12 protein-coding genes are annotated in these 21,342 nt (G+C 70.1%); 4 read left to right on the forward strand and 8 right to left on the reverse strand.

From position 1 onward, the window contains the following. Positions 1 to 10: 10 nt before the first annotated feature. The 4 genes from SOM19_RS03795 to SOM19_RS03810 all read right to left on the reverse strand — a co-directional run bounded on the left by SOM19_RS03795 (position 11) and on the right by SOM19_RS03810 (position 5,130). Entirely contained in the window at positions 11 to 1,945 is a 1,935-nt protein-coding gene (locus SOM19_RS03795; RefSeq protein ID WP_320485221.1) for a glycoside hydrolase family 127 protein, read from the reverse strand. Next, positions 1,942 to 2,835 (reverse strand): carbohydrate ABC transporter permease, encoded by an 894-nt coding sequence (locus SOM19_RS03800; protein WP_320485222.1) that lies wholly within the window; start codon positions 2,833 to 2,835, stop codon positions 1,942 to 1,944. The genes SOM19_RS03795 and SOM19_RS03800 overlap by 4 nt, the downstream gene beginning before the upstream one ends. Before the next feature lie 3 nt (positions 2,836 to 2,838). Then, positions 2,839 to 3,753: a carbohydrate ABC transporter permease gene (locus tag SOM19_RS03805; RefSeq protein WP_320485223.1), complete on the reverse strand. Its 915-nt coding sequence runs from the start codon at positions 3,751 to 3,753 to the stop codon at positions 2,839 to 2,841. A 78-nt stretch (positions 3,754 to 3,831) separates the two neighbouring features. Beyond that, positions 3,832 to 5,130 (reverse strand): ABC transporter substrate-binding protein, encoded by a 1,299-nt coding sequence (locus SOM19_RS03810; protein ID WP_320485224.1) that lies wholly within the window; start codon positions 5,128 to 5,130, stop codon positions 3,832 to 3,834. A 175-nt stretch (positions 5,131 to 5,305) separates the two neighbouring features. Between SOM19_RS03810 and SOM19_RS03815 the strand changes: the two genes are divergently transcribed. After that, complete coding sequence (locus SOM19_RS03815) at positions 5,306 to 6,331, forward strand: LacI family DNA-binding transcriptional regulator (protein ID WP_320485225.1); 1,026 nt, start codon at positions 5,306 to 5,308, stop codon at positions 6,329 to 6,331. Between the two features lie 6 nt (positions 6,332 to 6,337). Here SOM19_RS03815 and SOM19_RS03820 read toward each other — a convergent pair whose 3' ends face one another. After that, positions 6,338 to 6,907: a DnaJ family domain-containing protein gene (locus SOM19_RS03820; protein WP_320485226.1), complete on the reverse strand. Its 570-nt coding sequence runs from the start codon at positions 6,905 to 6,907 to the stop codon at positions 6,338 to 6,340. Between the two features lie 69 nt (positions 6,908 to 6,976). Then, positions 6,977 to 7,825 (reverse strand): NAD-dependent epimerase/dehydratase family protein, encoded by an 849-nt coding sequence (locus SOM19_RS03825; RefSeq protein ID WP_320485227.1) that lies wholly within the window; start codon positions 7,823 to 7,825, stop codon positions 6,977 to 6,979. 188 nt (positions 7,826 to 8,013) lie between these two features. On the opposite strand from SOM19_RS03825, the gene SOM19_RS03830 reads away from it, so the two are divergent. The 3 genes from SOM19_RS03830 to SOM19_RS03840 all read left to right on the forward strand — a co-directional run bounded on the left by SOM19_RS03830 (position 8,014) and on the right by SOM19_RS03840 (position 17,170). Next, positions 8,014 to 12,732 (forward strand): Ig-like domain-containing protein, encoded by a 4,719-nt coding sequence (locus tag SOM19_RS03830; RefSeq protein ID WP_320485228.1) that lies wholly within the window; start codon positions 8,014 to 8,016, stop codon positions 12,730 to 12,732. 114 nt (positions 12,733 to 12,846) lie between these two features. Then, on the forward strand, positions 12,847 to 15,159 hold the full coding sequence (locus SOM19_RS03835; RefSeq protein WP_320485229.1) for a glycoside hydrolase family 127 protein: 2,313 nt from the start codon (positions 12,847 to 12,849) through the stop codon (positions 15,157 to 15,159). A 28-nt stretch (positions 15,160 to 15,187) separates the two neighbouring features. Further along, complete coding sequence (locus SOM19_RS03840) at positions 15,188 to 17,170, forward strand: OmpL47-type beta-barrel domain-containing protein (protein WP_320485230.1); 1,983 nt, start codon at positions 15,188 to 15,190, stop codon at positions 17,168 to 17,170. A 75-nt stretch (positions 17,171 to 17,245) separates the two neighbouring features. On the opposite strand, the gene SOM19_RS03845 is transcribed toward SOM19_RS03840, so the two are convergent. Together SOM19_RS03845 and SOM19_RS03850 are read right to left on the reverse strand one after the other, a co-directional pair. Beyond that, positions 17,246 to 18,118, reverse strand: coding sequence for an oxygenase MpaB family protein (locus tag SOM19_RS03845; protein WP_320486656.1), 873 nt, complete (start codon positions 18,116 to 18,118; stop codon positions 17,246 to 17,248). 200 nt (positions 18,119 to 18,318) lie between these two features. Next, entirely contained in the window at positions 18,319 to 21,240 is a 2,922-nt protein-coding gene (locus SOM19_RS03850) for an immunoglobulin-like domain-containing protein (RefSeq protein ID WP_320485231.1), read from the reverse strand. Positions 21,241 to 21,342: the final 102 nt, after the last annotated feature.

The raw sequence follows: 21,342 nt of genomic DNA on the forward strand, positions 1-21,342 counted from the left end.
TGGGCAGGGGTCAGGGTGCCTCGGGGATCCACACGCGCATCGTCGACGGGCCGCGCTCCGCCCACTCGTGGTAAGGGACGAGCGGCACCTCGACGGACTCGGCATCCGTGCCGGCCGGCTCCTCGCCGTAAGGCCAGCGCCCGTCGGCGAGCGGGAGTCGGGCAACGCGCACCCACACCTTCCCGTCGCGCTCCACGGGCGCGGTATCCAGGTCGATCGCCACCCGGCCCACGTCGTCGACGCCGGCGGGACCGAGGTCGACAGACTCCAGCGCGAGCACCTCTGGGCCGCGCTCGACGGCGACGCAGCCGCGCACGGCGTCGATGCGGCCGTCGGGCGACGACACGCGTGGCGCCATGGGCAGATCGAGCTGCACCAGGTCGCCGGAGCGGAACGCGTGGCGGATCTCGACCATGCCGGTGTCGACCGAACGCTGCTGGACCGAGTCCGACGTGACGATGCGCAGCGTCGCCCCCGCCGCCCAGGCCGGCACGCGCAGGCTCAGGGTCCAGGCCGCGTCCGCGTCGGACATGTGCGTCACCGTGATGCGGCCGTCTGCCGGGTACGCGGTGTCGACGTCGAATGCGACGATGCGGCCGTCATCGAGCGACGTGCGCACCGACGCCGGGGCGTACTGGTGCAGCTGCACCCCGCCGGCGTCGGCGGTCGCGATGTACGCGTCGAGGCTGGCGAGCGTCCGGGCCACGTTCGGCGGGCAGCACGAGACGTCGAACCACGGAGCCCGCAGCGACGACGACGCGCGTGGCGAGGTGCCGTCCGGGTCGGCCGGGATCCCGGGGACCCGCTGGTGCAGCGTGTTGGCGTAGTAGAACGCCCGTCCGTCCGGCGCGGGGGACGTGGCGACGACGTTGTACAGCGTGCGCTCGATGAGGTCGGCGTGCCGGGGGTCCGCGCCGGCGAGCAGCAGACGCCACGAGAACATGATCGAGCCGATGCCCGCGCAGGTCTCGGAGTACGCCCGGTCCGGCGGCAGCTCCCAGTCGTCGCCGAACGCCTCGTCCTGATGGTGGGACCCTTGGCCGCCGGTGATGTACGTGCGGCGGGCGATGGTGCGATCCCACTGCCGCCGCAGCGCCTTGAGCAGCTCGTTGTCGCCGACGTCGACCGCCACGTCGACGGCGCCCGAGGCGAGGTAGTTCGCGCGCACGGCGTGGCCGCGCAGCACCTTGGCGTCGCGGACGGCGATGTCGTCCTGGAAGTACTTGCGACCCCACTCGATGTCGCGCAGGGTCTTCCTGCCGTGACGCTCGACGAAGAGGCGCGCCTGTGCCAGATAGCGGCGGTCGCCCGTGACGCGGGAGAGTTCGGCGAGCCCGACCTCCACCTCGGCATGGCCGCAGATCGCGTCGCGGCCGTCGGCGCCGAACTCGGCGCACACCAGATCGGCGGCGGCGCGTGCGATGCCGAGCAGCCCGTCGTCGGAGCCCGGGCGTGTGCGCTCGCGGGCCACCGCGGACTGGAAGAGGTGCCCCAGGCAGTACAGCTCGTGCCCCCATTCGAGGTCGGACCACCGCGGCGGCTGACCGGGGCGGCCGAACCTCGTGTTGAGGTAGCCGTCCTCCTCCTGCACCGCGGCGACCCTCGCGACCACGTCATGGAAGCGCTGCTCCAGCGTGGGGTCGTCGGTGCGTCCGATCTCCCAGGCGAGGGCCTCGAGGTATTTGTAGACCTCCGAGTCGGAGAACTCGCGGCCGCGGCGGCCCTCGACGAGCCCGCCCGTGGGGGCGAGGTCGAAGTTGGGGAGCCAGCCCTCGGACTCGAGGCGCGAGCCGATGTGCTCGAGCGTGTGGCGGCCGTTGACGGACTGCCGGTCGCCCCAGAAGCCGCCGGTGATGCGGACGTCGCCGAGGCCGAGCGGCCGGAGGCGACCCCTGCCGGGGACGACGGGCGCCTGCGGCGCGGGGGTGATGGTGTGGATTGTCATCCCTTGAAGGCTCCAGACATGAATCCGCGGACGTAGTGCCGCTGAAGGATGAGGAACAGCACGATGCAGGGCAGGGCGAGCACGACCACCCCGGCCTCGGTCGCGCCGTAGTCGACGACGCCCTGCACCTGGCCGCGGAGGTTCGCGACGGCGAGGGGCAGCGTCATCCGGTTGGTGTCGCTGATGAGGATGAGGGGAGCCATGAAGTCGTTCCAGGCGGTGAGGAACGCGAACAGGCCGACGGTCACCAGGCCCGGCTTGACGGCGGGCAGCAGCACCCGCCAGAGCGCGCCGAAGCTCGAGCAGCCGTCGACGAGGGCGGCCTCGTCCATCTCGCGGGGGATCGACTCGAACGAGATGCGCATCATGAACATCGAGAACGGGAGCTGGAACATCGTGATCACGAGCGCGACGCCGACGAGGGAGTTCCCCAGGCCGACCTCGTTGAGGATCACGTACAGCGGGATGAGCAGCGTCGCGTACGGCACCATCAGGATGGCGAGCGTCACGAGGAACAGGATGTTCTTGCCCGGGAACGAGAAGCGCGCGAACGCGTAGCCGCCGAGCAGCGAGATGAACAGCGTCAGGGCGACGGTCAGCCCGGCGACGATGAGCGAGTTGCCCAGGTACACCCAGACGCCCGCCTGGTAGTCGGCGAGGGCGAGATAGTTGCCGAAGCCCCACCCATCGGTCTGGCTCGTGCCCGCCAGCGGCTGGAACGAGGAGACGCCGGTCCAGATCAGCGGGTACAGGAAGATGACGGCGAGCGCGGCGGTGAACACCCAGTAGGGGATTCCGAAGGCGATGCGGGCGGCCCTGCTGCGTCCGTGGCGCGTGCGGGTGGGACGCGCCTTCGGGGCGACGATGGTGCGGGTCATGGTCTCGGTCATGGCTCAGCTCTCCTCGGGGCGACGGAACGCGCGCAGCTGGAACACGTTGATCACGATCAGCGCGATGAGCACGATGACGGACAGGGCGGCGGCGATGCCCAGGTTGTTCTGGCCCTGGAAGGCGACGTTGTAGATGAGCTGGACGATCGTCATCGTGCTGTTGTCGGGCCCGCCCTTGGTGAGGATGTAGAACTGCTCGAACGCCAGGAGCGAGCCGGTCACGCACATGATCGTCGTCAGCGCGAAGGTGGGGCGCAGCAGCGGCAGCGTGATGTCGCGGAACGTCTGCCAGCGCGACGCGCCGTCGATGCGGGCGGCCTCGTAGACGTCGTCGGGGATGCCCTGGAGCCCCACCAGCATGAGCAGCATGTAGAACCCGGCATAGCGCCAGACGATCAGGAAGATCGTCGACCACAGAGCACCCTCCGGAGTGCCGAGGAACGTGATGCCCCACGACGCCATGAGGTCTGCGAAGGGGCCGGCGATGGGGGAGTAGAGCACGTAGAAGAGGAGGGATGCCGACGCCAGGCCGAGGGCGCTCGGCACAAGGAAGGCCGTGCGGAGGAAGCCCTTCCAGCGGGTCGACTCCTGCACGAGCAGGGCCAGGCCGAGCCCGAGCCCGATGAGGATCACCGTGGTGAGGAGCGTGTAGACGAGGGTGAAGCGGATCGACTCCCAGAACAGACGCTGGTTGACGGCGTCGACGTAGTTCTCGGGGAAGTTGGGGCCCTGGTTGCCGGTCATGAGCGGCCAGTCGCTGGCCGACATCTGGAAGACGAGGCCGAGCGGCACGAGGAAGAGCAGGATGACGAAGATCGCGGTGGGAGCGGCGTACAGCCAGCCCTGGACCGGGCCTCCGATGCCGGAGCGGCTGCGCCTTCTGCGTACGCGGGCGTTCGCGAGTGCGGGGACGACCATGTCGCGGCCTTTCTGAGGAGGGGATGGGGACGGAGCGGGGCGGTCGCCGACGGACGACCGCCCCGCAGCGTCAGGATGCTACTGCGCGAGGACCGCGGTGATCTCCTCGTTGTCGGGCTCGACCGACTCGCCGTCGCCCAGCACGGCGTCGCGTACCAGCGTCAGCCAGGGGCTGCCGGGCGCGTTGAACGCCTGCTGGAAGTTCAGCGCGACGGGCGTGGAGCCCATGCCGGCGACCTCGTTGATCGTCACCAGGCGGGGGTCCTCGGCGGCGTATTCGTTGTCGGCGAGGTCCGAACGCGACACGGCGTTGTTGTCCTTGGCCAGCACGTCGACCTGCGCCTCCTCGGACATCATCCACTGGAGGAAGTTCCAGGCCTGCGCCGACAGCTCCGAGTCCTTCGAGATGCCGATGCCGTCACCGCCGACGAACGTCGAGGCGCCGCCGTCGACACCGGGAAGGCCCGCGACGCCGGCGTCGAACTCGAGCGAGGAGAGCAGCGTGGCGGGGAACGGCATGACGCCGACCTTGCCCTCGCTGAACGCCGCCGTCCAGGTCGGTCCGGTCTCCTCGGCGGAGCCCGGCAGGACCGCGCCCTCGTCGACGAGGTCCTTCCAGGTGGAGTAGACCTCCTGGGCGGTGTCGCTCGCGAGAAGGGACTCGGTGCCCTCCTCGTTCATGACCTGGTCGCCGGAGGCCCAGATCGCGGGGAACCACGTGAAGACGAGGCATCCGCCGCAGTTGAGGCCAGACGCGGTGCCGTAGGTGTCGGGCTTGTTCAGATCCTGCACGGCCTTGGCCGCGTCGGCGAACTCCTCGAGCGTGGCGGGGGCGACCTCGGGGTCGAGGCCGGCCTCGGCGAAGAGCTCCTTGTTCCAGAACAGCATCGACAGGTCGAGCACGAAGGGCAGCACGTGCTCCTGGCCCTCGTAGGTGCCGGCCGAGAGGTGACCGGCGTTGATGCTGTCCTTGTAGGAGAGCCCGTCGATCTGCGCCGTGATGTCCTGGAACAGACCCTGCTGCACCCAGTTCGGCACGTAGACGATGTCGGCGGCGAACAGGTCGGGGAGCCCGTCGGAGCCGGCTGCGGCGCCGACCTTCGCGACGTAGTCGTCGTTGGGGACGACGGTGAGCTCGACCTGGTTCTCGTGGCTCGCGTTGTAGGCGTCGACCAGCAGGTTGGCCTGACGCTCCATGGGCGCGCGCGTCCACAGCGTCAGCGTCGAGCCGTCATCGACGCCTTCGGCGGGGATCGACTCAGCGGGTGTGGGCGTCTCGTCGTTGCCGGCGCAGGCGGTGAGGCCGCCGATCAGCGCGCCCGCCGCCACGAAGGCCGTGGCCGCGCGCAGTGCGGCACGGCGTCGGGTAGTGAACATCAACTGTCTCCTCTAGCTCATCATCGAGCGGATGACTCCGGCCCCAGGCCGGCACCGCTGTGTCTGGTGCATGCAGGATTCGAAATCTACGAAATCCCTTTCGGCAAGTTATCGTGTGTATCGCCGGGAGGTCAAGTAGCCTCTCCGATAACCTTTCAGCACCGAGGAGGCGAACGTGACATCGAACGAGATCGGGTCGCGCGCGGCGACACTGAGCGACGTGGCCCGACTGGCCGGCGTCTCCATCGCGACCGCGTCGAAAGCCATCAACAATCGCGATGACGTGGCGGTCGCCACCCGGGAGCGGGTGCTCCGCGCGGCGGACGAACTCTCCTTCACCCCGAACGCCATGGCGAAGGGCCTCCTCGCCGGTCGTACCGGCACGGTCGGTCTGCTCACGAGCGACCTCGAGGGCCGGTTCATGATCCCGATCCTGATGGGCGCCGAAGACGCTTTCGGCGCCGGTCAGATCAACGTCTTCCTCTGCGATGCCCGGGGCGACGCCATCCGCGAGCAGCACCATCTGAAGGCACTCCTCAGCCGGCGGGTCGACGGCATCATCGTGGTCGGCCGCGCGACCGACCCGCGACCGTCGCTGGGCCAGGACCTTCCCGTGCCTGTCGTCTACGCCTATGCGCCCTCCGACGATCCGCGCGACCTGTCGCTGACCCCCGACAACTACGCCGGAGGCCGGCTCGCGGTCGAGCACCTTCTCGCGTGCGGCCGCACGCGCATCGCCCACATCACCGGCGACCCGTCCTACGCCGCCGCGCAGGACCGCCTCGCCGGCGCCCGGGCGGGCCTCGAGGCCGCCGGCCTCTCCCTCGTCGGAGACCCCATGTTCTCCGAGTGGACCGAGCACTGGGGGAGGGATGCCGCGGCCATCCTGCTGCAGCGGCATCCGGACGTCGACGCGATCTTCTGCGGCTCGGACCAGATCGCCCGCGGTGCGCTCGACACCGCGCGCGACCTCGGGCGGAGCGTGCCCGACGACCTCGCCGTCATCGGCTACGACAACTGGGAGGTTCTCTCGACCAACTCCCGCCCCGAGCTGACGAGCATCGACGCGAACCTGCAGGTGCTGGGCCGCCTGGCCGCACAGCGCGTGTTCGATGCGATCGACGGCGTCGACATCGGCAGCGGGGAGCACCACTCGCCGGTGCGTCTCGTCATCCGAGGATCCACGATCGCTCGGCGCTGACCGGGCTCAGCGCCGTCGCCGCCACCACGGGCGCTGGTCGGGAGCGGCATCCGTCACGTCGTGCGCACGCTTGCGCTCCTCGGCGCGCCGATGCCACGCCGCCACCTCCGCCTCGACGTCGCGGGTCGCGGTGACGACCGGCGGACCGCCCAGGAGCTGACGTCGCGCCTCGACGACCCGGCGGTTGAAGTCCTCGAGCGCCTCGCGCACGTCGGCCTCGCGCGCAAGCGCATCGAGTCGCTCCGCAAGCCCCGCGGACTCGGTGCGCAGCGTGAGGGCCGGCGGACCGAGCCCGCTGAGCTGCTCGCGCTCGATCTTGCGGCGGATCCACCAGTCCGGATCGTGGGTCGCGCCCAGGCCGGGAATCGGCTTGCCGGCGCCCGGGAGATCGTCGAAGTCGCCCCGGCGGATGGCCTGCTGGATGGCCGTCTCGACGTAGGCCGCCCGGTCGGCCTCGCTCTGCCGTGCGGGCGGCGGGCTCTCGGCCGCGGCATCCGCTGGTCCCTCGCCCGTCACGGGCGGCTCGAGCTTCTCCTGGCGGTAGCGGGCGGCGGTCACCCGCGGATCTTCGGTCATCATGCACCTCCCGAGGCCGAGGTCCGCTTCGAGCCTACGACGCTCGGAGCGGGCCGGCGCCGGGGGCGGTCACCCCACGTGGTCGCGCCACGAATGCCGCGGGGCATAGCCGAGGAGGCGCCGTGCCTTGTGGATCGAGAGCAGGGTCTCGTGCTCGCCGATCTCGCCGGTCACGGGGACGTCGGGGAACACCTCGGCGATGAGCTCGGCGTTCGGTCGCGACATCACCGTGTCGGCGGCGGCGATGATGAACTGATCGAACCCGGCCGGGGCGACCTCGAGCGCGCGCTGCACCGCCTGGGCGCCGTCGCGGGCATCGATGTAGCCCCACAGGTTCCACTTCCGCTGGAGCGCGTCGGCGTCGAACGACGGGAACTCCGCGTAGTCCTCCGGGTCCATCACGTTCGAGAAGCGCAGCCCGGTGATCGACAGATCGGGGTGCCACCGCACCAGTTCGACGGCCAGCCGCTCCTCGAGGGTCTTCACCAGCGAGTACACCGACTCGGGCCTCGGGGGGTAGGCCTCGTCGACCGGGATGTAGGGCGGCGGCACGTCGAAGGGCAGTCCGAGCACCGTCTCGCTCGAGGCGTAGACGATGCGAAGGATGCCGAGCCTCACCGCCGCCCAGAAGACGTTGAAGGTGGCGGCCATGTTGTTGTGGAACGTCGCGATGTCGCTGCGGATGCCGGGTGCCGGGATCGCGCCGAGATGCACGACCGCGTCGATGCCGTCGTGGCGGTCGCCGACCCCTCCGAAGGCATCGATCACCTGGCCGTAGTCCGTGAGATCGACCTGGATGAAGGACGGCCCCCGGGGTCCGACGAGGTCCATGCCGACGACGTCGTAGCCGGCCCCGCGGAGCTCGCGGGCGACGACGGTTCCGAGCTTTCCGGTCGAGCCGGTGAGAGCGATGCGCATGATCCCAGCTTGCCCCACAATCCTTTTCGGGCGGAAGTGATACCGGTAACCCTTCTTTCGTCGAAAACCTCGAAAACCATTGCGTTAAGCAATTCCGCCCTGCTTTACTGTGCCCGACTCGCCTTGGCGCGACTCCTCATGTCGGTGCGAGGACGAGTCATCCGATTTCCCGATGGAGAGGACGGGCGATGTCGCCTGACACCTGGAGAAAACCCGTCGCCGGCGCAGCCATACTCGCGCTCACGGCGGCAACGCTGGCCCTCGCGCCGACAGCCGCTTCGGCGGACGTCGTGCCCGGGAACGAGTCCGACGTCGGTGTGTACACCAACGGCCAGACGGACTCGATGGACATCGGCGACCCGACCTATCTGAACGTCGCGGAAGTCGCGCAGAAGCTGGCCCCCGGGGTCGACTGGACCGCGAGCAGCATGCACGGCCGCATCTTCGACAAGGACCTCGCCGCCGGCGGCACCGACTACTACCTCGACAGGGTCCTCGGCGTCACCGGAACGGCCAACAACACCGTGCTGCAGACCCGCGGGCGCTCGCTCTACATGCGCGGCGGCAGCAACTGGGGGGTCATGGGCTTCGCGGGCTCGGCGTTCGCCGGCGGCCCCAACAGCCTCGGCAACTTCTACACGGTCGCCGTGCCCGGACAGACGGTCGCGGAGGTCGGCGCGCAGCGCTTCAACGCTCCCAGCCACGCGAAGTCCCGCTACACGATCGGCACGACCGGAGTCGTCGCCGATCAGCGCAAGTTCGTCACGCACGACAACACGGCGGTCACCGCCATCACGTTCCAGAACCCGGGAGCCGCCGCACAGACCTTCACCGTGCGGGCCGCCTCCCCGCTGGCGACCGGCGCCGGCGACGCGAACAACGAGCTCGTGGGCTCGCGCACCCTCACGAGCGGTGCGAACAACGGTCTCGTCGACACTCCGTGGTCGACGGTGCGGGTCGGCATCAAGGCCGAGGGCTTCGAGCGCAGCGGCGCCAACCTCGATCGCGTCATCACCGTGCCGGCCGGAGGATCGGTCGAGATCTCGGTCGTCGGGTCGCTCTACAACGACGCGATGCCCGCCGGTCGGGAAGAGCTGCAAACCTACGCCGACCTCGAGCCGGCGGCCGCCTTCGCGAAGGGCGTGACCGACTTCAACCGTCGCTGGGCCGAGGACATCCCGTACATCGACGTGCCGAACGAGGCGATCGAGAAGGCCATCGTCTACCGCTGGTGGGGCGAGCGCTACAACGTGCTCGACACCAACGAGCCCGGCTACGTCTACCAGTACCCGACGACCATCGAGGGCGTGAACCTGTACCAGAACTCGGTGGCCCTCACGCAGCCGATGCACCTGCAGGACACCAAGTGGATCCGCACCCCGTACCTGCCGTACGGCCAGATCCTCAACATCGGCGAGCTCTCCGGCTCGTCCGCGTTCCTCGACAGCCCCGGCCACACCAGCTGGAACAACCACTACTCGCAGTACCTGGGCACAGCCGGTCTCGAGGCGTACAACGTCCACGGCGGCGGCGCCGAGATCGCCGAGCGCTTCGCCCACTACTTCGAGGGCGACGGCGTCGGCCAGCTGGAGCACTACGACGGCAACGACGACAAGCTCATCGCGTACGACACGAACTACATGCCCGGAAACGACTCCGACGCCATCACGTTCGGGTACCCGCGCGTCAACGCCGGCGCACCCGGTGCGCGCACGATCGAGCGGCCGGAGTCGGCGTACGTGTGGGGTGCGTTCGACGCAGCCCGCCAGCTCTACGAGATCGCCGGAGCCGACGCCGCCAAGGTCACCGAGATGGGAGACACCGCGGATGAGATCCGCGACGCCATCCTCGGCCGACTCTGGAGCGACGAGATGCGCACGTTCCTCGCAGGGACCTCACACGGCGCCGAGTCGGCCCCGTCGTCGGGGAGCGGCACGAACCCGCTGAGCGCCGCCGAGCGCGACCTGATCCCGGCGAAGGAGTCGAACCTCTTCGACATCTACGCGGAGGGTCTCATCCCCACGGAGGACGCCGGGGACTACGTCGACGGGCTCCGGTTCCTCCGGTACGGCGACAACTTCCCGATCTTCCCCTTCTACACGGCCAACCAGTACGACCGCGCCAAGTTCGGGATCGGCGGTTCGAACAACTTCTCGAACATCAACTTCACGGTGCAGTACCGGGCCGTGCGAGAGGCGCTGCGCCACTACGACCCCGCGGGCAAGTACATCACCCCGGAGTACGCCGCGCGGCTGCTCGACTGGATGGCGTGGAGCATCTACCCGGGCGGCGACGCACGGGTGGCGAACCAGGCGGAGTACTACTCCAACTGGAACGCGACGGCGAAGACCTTCAACCGCAACAACCCGAACCACGTGATGCTCGGCAACATGAACTACATCTACGTGGAGGACATGGGCGGCATCCAGCCCCGATCGGACGACAAGATCGAGCTGTGGCCCATCGACCTCGGGTACGACCACTTCATGGTCAACAACCTGCGGTACCACGGTCATGACGTCACGGTGGTGTGGGACGAGGACGGCTCGCACTACGACCTCGGTCAGGGCTACAGCCTGTTCATCGACGGCGAGCGCAAGGCCTCGGCCGACGCGCTGGGCCGCTTCGTCTACGACCCGGCGGCGAACGAGATCGTCGAATCGGATGCCGGACTCGGCGTCGCGATCGTCTCCGACGAGGGTGCCGACCTGCCGACCGCGGCCGGCACGCCGATCGAGGATGACCGTGTCGTCGAATACCTCAAGACCGCCGGCATCGACTTGGGAGAGGACGCGCCCAACCTCGCGGCCGACGCCACGCTGACGTCGTCGTTCACCCAGGTGGGAGCCCGGCCCACGCCGTGGCGCAACTTCCACACGCCGGGGTACTCGACCGGTTCGATGAACTACACCCCCGGTGCGATCGCCGAGACCGAGCGACCGGTGTCGCTCGCGGCCGTGACCGACGGTGTCACCGTGAACGAGCCCTTCTGGGGCAACTTCGGCACGACGGATGCCAACGGCTACGTCGAACTCGACTTCGGGGCTCCGAAGACGTTCGACAACCTGAAGGTGTGGTTCGTGAGCGACCGGCAGGCCGGCGGCTACAGCCAGCCGCAGCGCTACTCGATCCAGGTGCAGGACGGCTCGGGGACCTGGGTCACCGTGCCCGACACGTTCAAATCGCCCAAGATCGTGCAGGCGAAGTTCAACGAAGCGCTGTTCGAGCCGGTGACTGCGAGCAAGGTGCGGGTGGCGTTCGTCAACAGCCCCTCGAAGTTCACCGCGATCTCGGAGATCCAGGTGTTCGACTCCGGTCGCGACGTCCCCGCGGTGGTCAACGACCCGCCCGTGGTGTCGGCGTCGGCCGATCGATCGCGCGACGGCAACCTGTCGACGACGCTCGTCGGAACGGCGACGGACGACGGCATCCCGGAGTCCGGACAGCTGACCGTCGGATGGTCGACGGTGTCGGCCCCCGAGGGCGCCGGCGTCATCTTCAGCGACCCGGCGAAGCTCACCACGACGGTGACCGGCACGGCGGCAGGCGCCTACGTCCTGCGGCTCACGGCATCCGACGGCGCTCTCACCACCCAGCGGAACGTGGAGGTCACGCTGGCCGAGAAGCCCACGTCGGCGGAGTTCGGCTCGGTCGGGACGATCACGACCAGCGGCACCTCGTCGTGGGAGAACCACAGCAGGGTGAACGAGGCGACCACGCCCACGAGCTCGGCACCGGGTGCCGGCAACGGGTGGGGCAACTGGGGCCAGCCGGCCAACGGCACGTCGCCCGCGACGGCCGCGTGGATCCGCTACCAGTGGCCCTCGGCCGTGCGTCTCCAGTCGACCGAGATCTACTGGTACGACGACAACGGCGGAACGCGGATGCCGCGTCCGGACACCTACGTCATCGAGCGCTCCAACGACGGCACGACCTGGACTCCGGTCGAGCTGACGGGAACGTCGACGTACGCCGGTGCACTCGTGCGCAACGCCTACAACCGACTCGACTTCGAGCCGGTCGAGACGAGCCAGCTCCGCATCCGCATCACGGGCGTCCAGGGCGCCGGCGCCGGGACCGGTGTCCTCCGCTGGCGGGTCAACGGTGAGACGGTCGCTTCGGTGGACGCTCCCGTCATCATGCGGACGGTCGTGGGGGAGATCCCCGAGCTGCCCGCCGAGCTGGACGTGGTCTACACCAGCGGGCATCGAGGGTCGGTGCCGTTCACGTGGCAGCCGATCACGGCCGAGCAGGTCGCCGAGACCAACGTGGAGCCGTTCGTCGTCTACGGGACGAACACCACCAACGGCCTCATCGCCCAGGCGCAGATCTACGTGCGGCCCGAGAACTCGCAGGGCGGGATCTCGATCCAGGGTGCCGAGCAGTTCGAGCAGACCGTCGAGGTCGGCGAGCAGCCCTGGCTCCCCGAGCGCGTGCAGGTCTCGTACAACGACGGTTCGCGGGACAACCGCGCGATCGGCGTCGAGTGGGACTACGACGAGTCGCTGGTCGACGAGCCCGGGGTGTACACGATCCGAGGCGAGCTGGTGCTCCCGTCGTACGTGAGCACCGCGGGAACGACGTCGACGACGTTGACGCTCACGGTCGGCGACGGCGTCCCGGTGGGCCCGGCGGTCTCGGCCACCGCCACCACCCGCTGCGTCGCCGGCAAGGTCGTCGTGGTGGTCCGCGCCGTGAACGAAGACGACGAGCCGCTCGCGCTCGAGATCACGTCCGCGTTCGGGACCAAGCAGATCGCGGCCGTGCTGCCCGGCAAGGCGGTGAGCCACAGCTTCACGACGCGAAGCCTCGGCGTCACCGCCGGAGAGGTGACGGTCAAGGCCACCGCTCCCGGCGGGGCCACCAGGACGGTGGAAGCGCCGTACTCCGCGGCGAGCTGCGGCTGACCTGACGGACGGAGGCGGCGCCGGAACTCCGGCGCCGCCTCCGTCGCAGACGCGCATCGCCCGCCCTCAGGGACCGGCCACCGGCCGCTTCCCGCCCCAGAGAAAGGAATCACGATGACTCCTGAGACCGAATCAGGCATCTCGCGACGCAACGTCGTCGTCGGAGGGGGGATCGCGCTCGCCGGCATGGCCGCCGCCGTCGCCCTCCTCGACCCCACCCAGGCGCGCGCCGCCGCCCCTGCGGCGGGCCCGAGCGCCGCCGCCTTCCGCGCCGCCGGCATCGCCCGCTCGGCCCAGGTCGTCCGCGCCGGCCAGACCCTCGTCTACCCCGATGCCTGGAGCGTCCGGCCCTTCCCCCTCACGTCGGTCGTCCTCGGTCAGAGCGTGTTCACCCGGGCCCTCAACCAGCACCTGGTGCTCTACCGGGCCTACTCGGTCGACAAGATCCTCGCCGTGTTCCGGCGCAACGCCGGCCTCGACACCAAGGGCGCGACGCCGCCCGGCGGGTGGGAGGAGTACGGGCCCAACCCCGACGCGCAGCGCTGGGGCGCGCGCGAGTACACGCGCGGCCAGAACGCCGCCGGCGCCGGCGGGCTGCTGCGCGGTCACTACGGCGGGCACTTCCTGAGCGGCATCTCGATGGCCTACGCGTCCACGGGTGAGCTCGCGCTGCTCAACAAGGTGAACGCCATCGTGGCCGGTCTCGAGGAGTGCCGCGCGGCCCTCGCCGCGCAGGAGTTCGACGCCGCACCGCGCTACTCGCACCCCGGATTCCTCTCGGCGTACGGCGAATGGCAGTTCTCGGCCCTCGAGGAGTTCGCGCCCTACGGCGAGATCTGGGCGCCGTACTACACGCTGCACAAGATCCTCGCCGGGCTCCTCGATGCGCACGCCCTCGCGGGCAGCGACCAGGCGCTCGCGCTCGCCGAGGGGATCGGCCACTGGGTGTTCAGCCGGCTCTCCCAGTGCACGCCGGCACAGCTGGCCCGGATGTGGGGCTCCTACATCGCCGGGGAGTACGGCGGCATGAACGAAGTGCTCGTCGAGCTGTACTGGCGCTCGGCCGACCCGCAGAAGAGCGAGTTCCTCGACGCGGCGAAGCTGTTCACCCTGCACACGCTGGTCGACGCCTGCGCCGCCGGGACCGACACGCTCAACGGCAAGCACGCGAATCAGCACATCCCGCAGTTCCCGGGCTACGTCAAGCTCGCCGCCGAGACCGGCGACGGCCACTTCCTCGACGCCACCAAGGGCTTCTTCGACATGGTGGTCCCGGGCCGCACGTACGCGCACGGCGGCACGGGCGAGGGCGAGCTGTGGGGCCCGGCCGGCGCCGTGGCCGGCGACATCGGACCCCGCAACGCCGAATCGTGCGCGGCGTACAACATGCTCAAGGTCGCCAGCTGCCTGTTCTTCAACGAGCAGGATCCCAAGTACATGGACTACTACGAGCGCACGGTGCTCAACCACATCCTGGGCGGGCGCCGAAACGCCGAGTCGACCAGCGGGCCGGAGAACCTGTACATGTTCCCGGTGCACCCGGGGGCTCGAAAGGAGTACGGCAACGGCAACATCGGCACCTGCTGCGGCGGCACGGGACTCGAGAGCCATGTGAAGTACCAGGAGGGCATCTACTTCCGCTCCGCCGACGACTCGGAGCTGTACGTCAACCTCTACCTCGCCTCCACCCTCACGTGGGACGAGACGGGGCTGGAGCTCCAGCAGGTCTCGTCCTATCCCGAGGGGGAGACCTCGACCCTCACGGTCAAGGCGGCGCCGTCCGGCCCCCTTACCGTGCATCTGCGGATCCCGTCCTGGTCGTCGGGCGTCGAGATCGAGGTCAACGGCGCGCCCGCGGGCGTGGACATCGAGCCGGGCTCGTACGCCACGATCGCGCGCTCCTGGGCGGCGGGCGACACCATCACGGTGCGGATCCCGCTGGCGGTGCGGATCGAGCCCGCGGTGGATCGCGCCGACATCCAGACGCTGATGTACGGACCTGTCGTGCTCACCGCCACGAGCTCGTCCTCGAGCTACCTGAAGGTGTCGCTCGCCGACCGGCTCGATCTCGCCGGCAACGTGAGCCGGGGCATCGCGAAGACGGCCGCCAACGTCTTCACCATCGGCAGCCTCAGCTACGAGCCCGCCTACAACGGCCGGGATGTCGCGTACCACATGTACTTCCAGCGCACAGAGCCGACGGTGACGTTCGCGGGCCGCGACTCCGGCGTCGCCAATCCACGGCGGACGGGGTCGACGCTGCTGGACGACGTGTGGGCGCAGGCGCCGTTCGCCGACCGCTCGGCGTTCCTCGACGCGGTGGGCGAGGTCACCGGCTCGTACGTGGCCGACGGTCTGCTGACGGCGCGCAATCGCCAGAAGATCCTGCTGGCCGCTGGCCGGGCGCCGATCGATGCGACCAACTGACATGTCGAACACGACGGAGAGGAACTCCATGCACACGCTTCGCTCGGGCAGGACCGGTGTGAGGAGGAGGATCGCGCTCGCGATGGCGGTCTCGCTCGCGCTGGTCGGAGCGGGGGCCATGGCCATGCCGGCGACCGCCGCCGACGAGCCGATCAACGTCGCGCTCGCGGCCGGCGAGAACGCACCGACGGTCGAGGTGAGCTACGTTCCGGGATGGAACTCGTCGGCCGCGCTCAACAACGGCGCCTCGGCTCCCACCAACACGCTGTCGGCGATGTGGGGCACCTGGGGCGCGCCGGGCAGTCCGACGCAGGACATCGCCACCTACACGTGGGAGCGGCCGGTCACCGTGAGCTCGTCGAAGCTCTTCCTGTGGCAGAACCACCTGACCCCCGGGGGCGACTCCGGCGTCATGATCCCGGCGGCCTGGAAGATCGAGTACCGCAGCAGCACGGGGGAGTGGACGCCGGTCACCGGCCCGAGCCTCTCCTATCCGCTGCCGGTGCTGAGCACGACGGCGCCCGTCACGTCGCAGCCGGTCGTCACCGCGAACTTCACGGCGGTGACCACCACGGGCGTACGGCTCGTGCTCGACCGCGTGCTGTTCTCCGGCCAGCGCAAGGCGACGAGCGTCATCGAGTGGGAGGTCTGGGGCGTGAACGCGCCGATCGAGGAGCCGGAACCCGAGGATCCGAATGCGTTCCTCGAGTCCGAGCCCGTCGCGGTCCGCACGGTCACGGGAACGGCTCCCCAACTGCCCGAGCAGGTCTGGGTGATCGGCGAGGACGGACCCCTCACCTATGTCGACGTGGAGTGGGCTCCCATGGCGGCCGCCGGCTATGCCGCTGCCGGGAGCTTCGAAGTGCTGGGTGATCCGGAGGGCTACGACGGCCAGTCCGTCGCCGCCACCGTGTACGTCGCCGGCACGCTCTCGGATGTCATCGAGAGCGTCGAATACGCCGCGACGATCACGACACCGGGCGTCGCACCCGTGCTGCCCCGGAGCGTGGTCGGGACCTACGACGACGGCACGGCCAGCAGCTCGGTCCCGGTCGAGTGGGCCGCGATCGATCCCTCGGCCTATGCCGAGGCCGATGCGATCTTCGACGTCGCGGGCACCGTGGCCGGCTACGCGTCGGGCGCGACCGCCACGGTGTTCGTGGTGGAGCCGCTCAGCCAGGCCGAGCCGATCGTCTCGATCGAGTTCAGCGCCGCACCGCAGGGCAGCGGGTGGTACACGACCGCGCCGACGGTGACCGTCACCGCCGAGGAGACCGCCAGTCCGATCGCGGCGATCGAGTACAGCCTCGACGGTGAGACGTGGACCCCGTACACCGAGCCGTTCGCCGTCTCGGCGCAGGGCGACGTCACCGTCAGCGCCCGTGCCACGAGCGAGGACGACGCCGTGGGCGAGGCATCCGAGTCCATCAAGGTCGACACGATCGCCCCGACGACCGGAATCGACTGGATCGTCGTGGACGGCTCGTCGGCCACGGTCACGCTGACCCCGTCGGACGAGGAGCCCGGGTCGGGCGTCACGCGCACGGTGTGGTCGGACGGGCCCGACAGCTCGCCGACCGGCGAGACGAACAACATGTACGCCACGTACGAGGAGCCCTTCTCGGTGCAGCTGACCGAGGCTCCGCGCTACGTGCACGTGCAGGCTCAGGATGCCGCGGGCAATGTGGAGGAGCACCTCACGGTCGAGCTCCCGACGCTCGTGGGCGAGACGCTCGATCTCCAGCCGGTCGTGAGCCAGCGCTGCGTGGCGGGCAAGGTCGTGCTCGTCGTGTCGGTGCGCAACGCCGACGACGTCGCGGCCGAGGTGCAGGTCACCACCGCCTACGGGTCGAAGACCTTCGCCTCGGTGAAGGCCGGCGGCACCTCCTCGGCGAGCTTCACGGCGCGCACGGTGGGGGTCGCGACCGGGCAGGTGACGGTGGCCGGGTCGTCGGCGGACGGCCTCGAGTACGCGGGAAGCGTCTCGTACCCGGCGTTCAGCTGCGGCTGAGAGCACACGACGGACGCCCCGCGGTCTGCGGACCGCGGGGCGTCCGTCATGTCAGGCCGGCGCTGAAGGCCGCCGTCAGGAGTCGGATGCCTCGAGGCGGCGCAATCGGCGGCGTGCGAAGTCCTGGGCGCGCGGCCCCGATCCCAGCGCGCGCGCCGCGACCGCGAGCACGACGCGGGTGACCGTCACCACCGGCAGCGGGGTGCGCCGGACGCCCAGGAGCCGCCGGTAGCGGGGCGGGATGGTGGCGACCGCGCTCGCGAAGAGCACGCGGTACGCGAGCGACAGCGAGAGCTGACCGGGGAACGGCGGGCGCCGGAGGAAGCGCACCACGTCGTCCACGCGTTCGTCCCGGTGCAGCACGCCGCGGTCGAGATACCCGTCGATGCGGGCACGCAGCTCGGCCGCCGTCCGCGGGGGATCCGCCGCATGCATGAGCCGGCCGGCGGTCGCCCATTCCGCCACGTACGCGTCGGCACCGCCGGGGATCGGCGCGCCCCATGTCTGGTGGCAGGTGAGGAAGGCATCGGTGAACGCCAGGTGCACCCACTCGACGAGTTCGGCGTCGCCGGCGGAGTAGGCGCGCTCCTCGCCCGCGGCCGAGCGGTACGTCCCGGCCACACGCCGGTGGAACCGGCTCACCCGCTCGGTCTCGCGCTGAGCCTGCGCCCGCGAGCCGTAGGTCAGGCAGATGACCCACCGCACCGTGCCGGTGAGCCTGCTGATGGGGTCCTCGCGATAGCGCGACCAGTCGTGCACTCCGGCGAGCGCTCCGGGGTGCAGTGCCTGGAGCAGCAGCGCGCGGATCCCGGCGACCATCGTCCCCATGCCGCCGTGCACCGTCCACGCGGCGCCGTCCTCGGGGAACCACCCGGTGTCGTCGCCCTCGGCGAGCTCGCGCACCCACGGCGGAGTCCCCGCCGGATCGCCCGACAGCGCCGTCAGCATCCGCGCCCGCAGCGTGCCGATGGCGCCCGATCGGCGTCCGACCTCGTCCTCGGCGCCCGCGATCCTCGTCACCCCTCCAGCGTGCCACGGGAAGCCGCGGCCACGGCCATCTGCACCCGGATGAGACGACCGAGGCCCCGGCGGACGGATCCACCGGGGCCTCGGTCGGGCGCGTGCTCAGGCCCGCGGCATCCGCTCGGTCAGCCGCAGCTGCGCGGCGTGTAGGACGCGGTCACCGTTCCGGTGCCCTCGCCCTGCGTGACGTCCACGCTCACCTCGCCGACCGGCATGGAGACCAGACGAGTGGTGAAGGCGTACGACGCCGACTTGCCGGCCGCCACGGTCGCGGTCTTCGCGCCGTACGTCGTCGACACGTCGACCGCCGCGGCATCCGTTCCGCCGTTCGCGATCTTCACGGTGAGCACGACCTTGCCGGCGACGCAGCGCGACTCGGCCGTCACGTCCACGTCGATCGCGGCTTCGACGGTCACCGTCGCCTCGACCGGCATGCGCGAGTCGTCCTGCGCGATGCCCGACACCGTGAAGGTGCCCGGGCCGGCGTAGTCGGACGCCGCCACGTCCTCCCACACCACGTCGACGGTCTGCTGCGAGCCGTCGGCCTTGGTCAGGTGCGCCTGCGGCAGGCCGGGGGCGACCCCGGCGGTCGTCGTGACGTCGATCGCGGCGACCGAGGCGACCGCGATGTTCGGCGCGTACGCTTCGAGCACCTTCTGGTACTCGGCGCGGGTGACCGGGATCACCGTGCCGTGACGCGGCTTGCCGCCGTCGGCGTTCTGGGGCAGACCTTGACGGAGCTTGGCACCCAGCGGCTGCCAGGCGTTGCCGTCGTTCAGGTTGTCGGTCCCGAACGGCACATAGTGGTTCGGACCGCCGTGGTAGTCCGGCTGGTCGATGAAGAGGAACCAGTCGAGGCCGTTCACATCGCCCTCGTTGGCCGCGAAGATGTTCGCGCCCTCACCGCTCGAGTACGTGCCGCCGGGCTCGCCGTTGGGCAGACCGCTGGCGACCCGCTCCTTGACGAGCGTCCACTGGTCTGCGGGTCCGGTGGTGCCGGGGAGGCTGCCGGTGATGGTCGCGAGCAGGTTCGTCGACTTCTCGTGACGGATCGTCATGCTCGCCTCATCCTTGGTGAAGCGGTGGTAGACGCCGTCCACCTTCGCGACGGTCGAGTCGATCATGCCCCGGCCGGTCCCACGCGGGACGTCGGTCCAGATCTTCGCGTCCGAGAAGGTGACGAAGTCGTCGGTGGTGGCGTACATCATCCGGTTGTAGGTCACCGCGGTGCGGTCGGCCGCGTTGGGGGTGGGGTAGAGGTTCGACGCCCAGAAGACGACGAACGTGTCGAGCTCCTCGTCCCAGTAGGCCTCGGGAGCCCACGTGTTGCCCGCGAAGTCGGTCGAGACCTTCACGTGCCGCTGCTCCGACCAGGTGACGAGGTCGTCGGACTCCCACACCTCGATGTACTTCGACCCGGAGATCTGCGCTGTGGTGAAGCCGCCCGCGAGGCCCGCGACCTTCAGGTCGGTGGCGATCATGTAGAACCGGTCGCCCTCGGGTGCGCGGATGATGAACGGGTCGCGCAGGCCCTGAGTGCCGACCGTCGACGTGAAGATCGGCTGACCGGCGTTGAGGGTGTTCCAGCTCAGCGCGTCGTTGCCCTTCGACGCGGCGATGCTGACGCGCTCGGCGCCCTGGCCTTCGCCGGTGAAGAACGTCCAGAAGTACGCCTCGGTCTTGTCGGTGCCGCCCGGCATCGGCTGGACCCGCGCGGAGAACGTGCGGCTCGCCGAGGCGCTGCCGTTCGTGGCCGTGGCGGTGAGCTCGACGACGACCTCGTCCGAGCCGGCAGCCGGACGCTGCACCTCGACCGTGCGGGAGTCCGTCCGCACGCCGTCCCGCAGGGAGGCGCCTGCGGCGCCGGCCGTGATGGTCCACTCGATCGCGGAGCCCTGCGCTCCCGCGGCGGGCACCGAGAAGTTGCTGCGGATGTTGTCGAGGTTCCGGATCTCGATGGCCGCGAGATCCTGCGCGACCTTCTCGGAGTCGGGGATCTCCTGGGGCACGAGAACACCGTACGTCTGCGTCCGCGTCTCCCCGCCCACCGTGAAGGTGGCGGTGAGGATCACGTTCGCGTCACCGGTGCCGGCGGCCGGACGGGTGACGTCGGCCGCCCCGCCGTTCAGAGCGATCGCCGGGTTGTCCGACGCCCACGCCACCGCGACCCCGGCGCTGGTGACCGGGACGGTGAAGTCGGTCGTCGCGGTCTGCGGGACCGAGACGGCGGCGACGGCACGGTCGAGGGCCTGCGAGCTGTACAGCGACTGGACGTCGGAGTCGGTCAGCGCCTGGCCGTAGACCGCGAAGTCGTCGACGAGCCCGTTCCAGCTGGTGTCGTTGTAGGTGGAGCGGCCGAGGCTCGCCACGAGGCTGGAGCCGAAGGAGGCGACATCCCGGACGATCGCATTCTGGGTGATGCGGGCGCCGTTGATGTAGACGCGCAGCTGACCGGTCGTGCCGTCGATGACCGTCGTGTAGAGGCTGAGTCCTGCCGGGGTCCGTGCTCCGATCGTCGCCGAGTTCGTCCCGCCCGGGCCGACCTCCGTGCCCCACGGTGCACCCGCATTGACGGAGTTGGTGACGACGGACTTGACGTACCCGCTGGGGTTGGCGGGGTTCAGCAGCCAGTAGCCGGAGGAGTACGAGGCGCCCGATGCCACGGGTGCGCCGATGAACGCCGCCGCGGTGTTCCCGGGGCCGGATCGCGGCGTGAGCCACGTCGAGATGGTGAGGTCCTTCTTGCCGACGAGCGGCGCGGACGGGATCTCGACATACGCCGCCGTGCCGCGCGCGCCGCCGGGCAGCGAGAGGCTGCCGTCGGCGACGCTGCCGCCGCTCTGGCGCAGCGTTCCGTTGTGTCCGTTGCCGCTGGAGTCGGTGATCGTCGTGCCCGCCGGCGCGTCGAACGTGTAGTGGATGAGGGGTGCTGCGCTCAGGGCGGCGTGGGCCGCCGTCGGGGCGACGGCTCCGGTGAGGGCGAGGGCGATCGCGGTCGCGACCGCACCGCCCCTGGCCAGGACTCGGGATCTGGTGCGCGTTCTCACGCTCTGCTTCCTCGCTTTCGTCGACTGCGGCGATGCGAGGAACCCCGGGCCGTGGACGTCGCCGTCTCGGCAGACTCGTTGTGCGTCATCGCGCAATCTTGC

Source organism: Microbacterium sp. CFBP9034, assembly GCF_034045255.1.
In the GTDB taxonomy this organism is placed as follows: Bacteria; Actinomycetota; Actinomycetes; order Actinomycetales; family Microbacteriaceae; genus Microbacterium.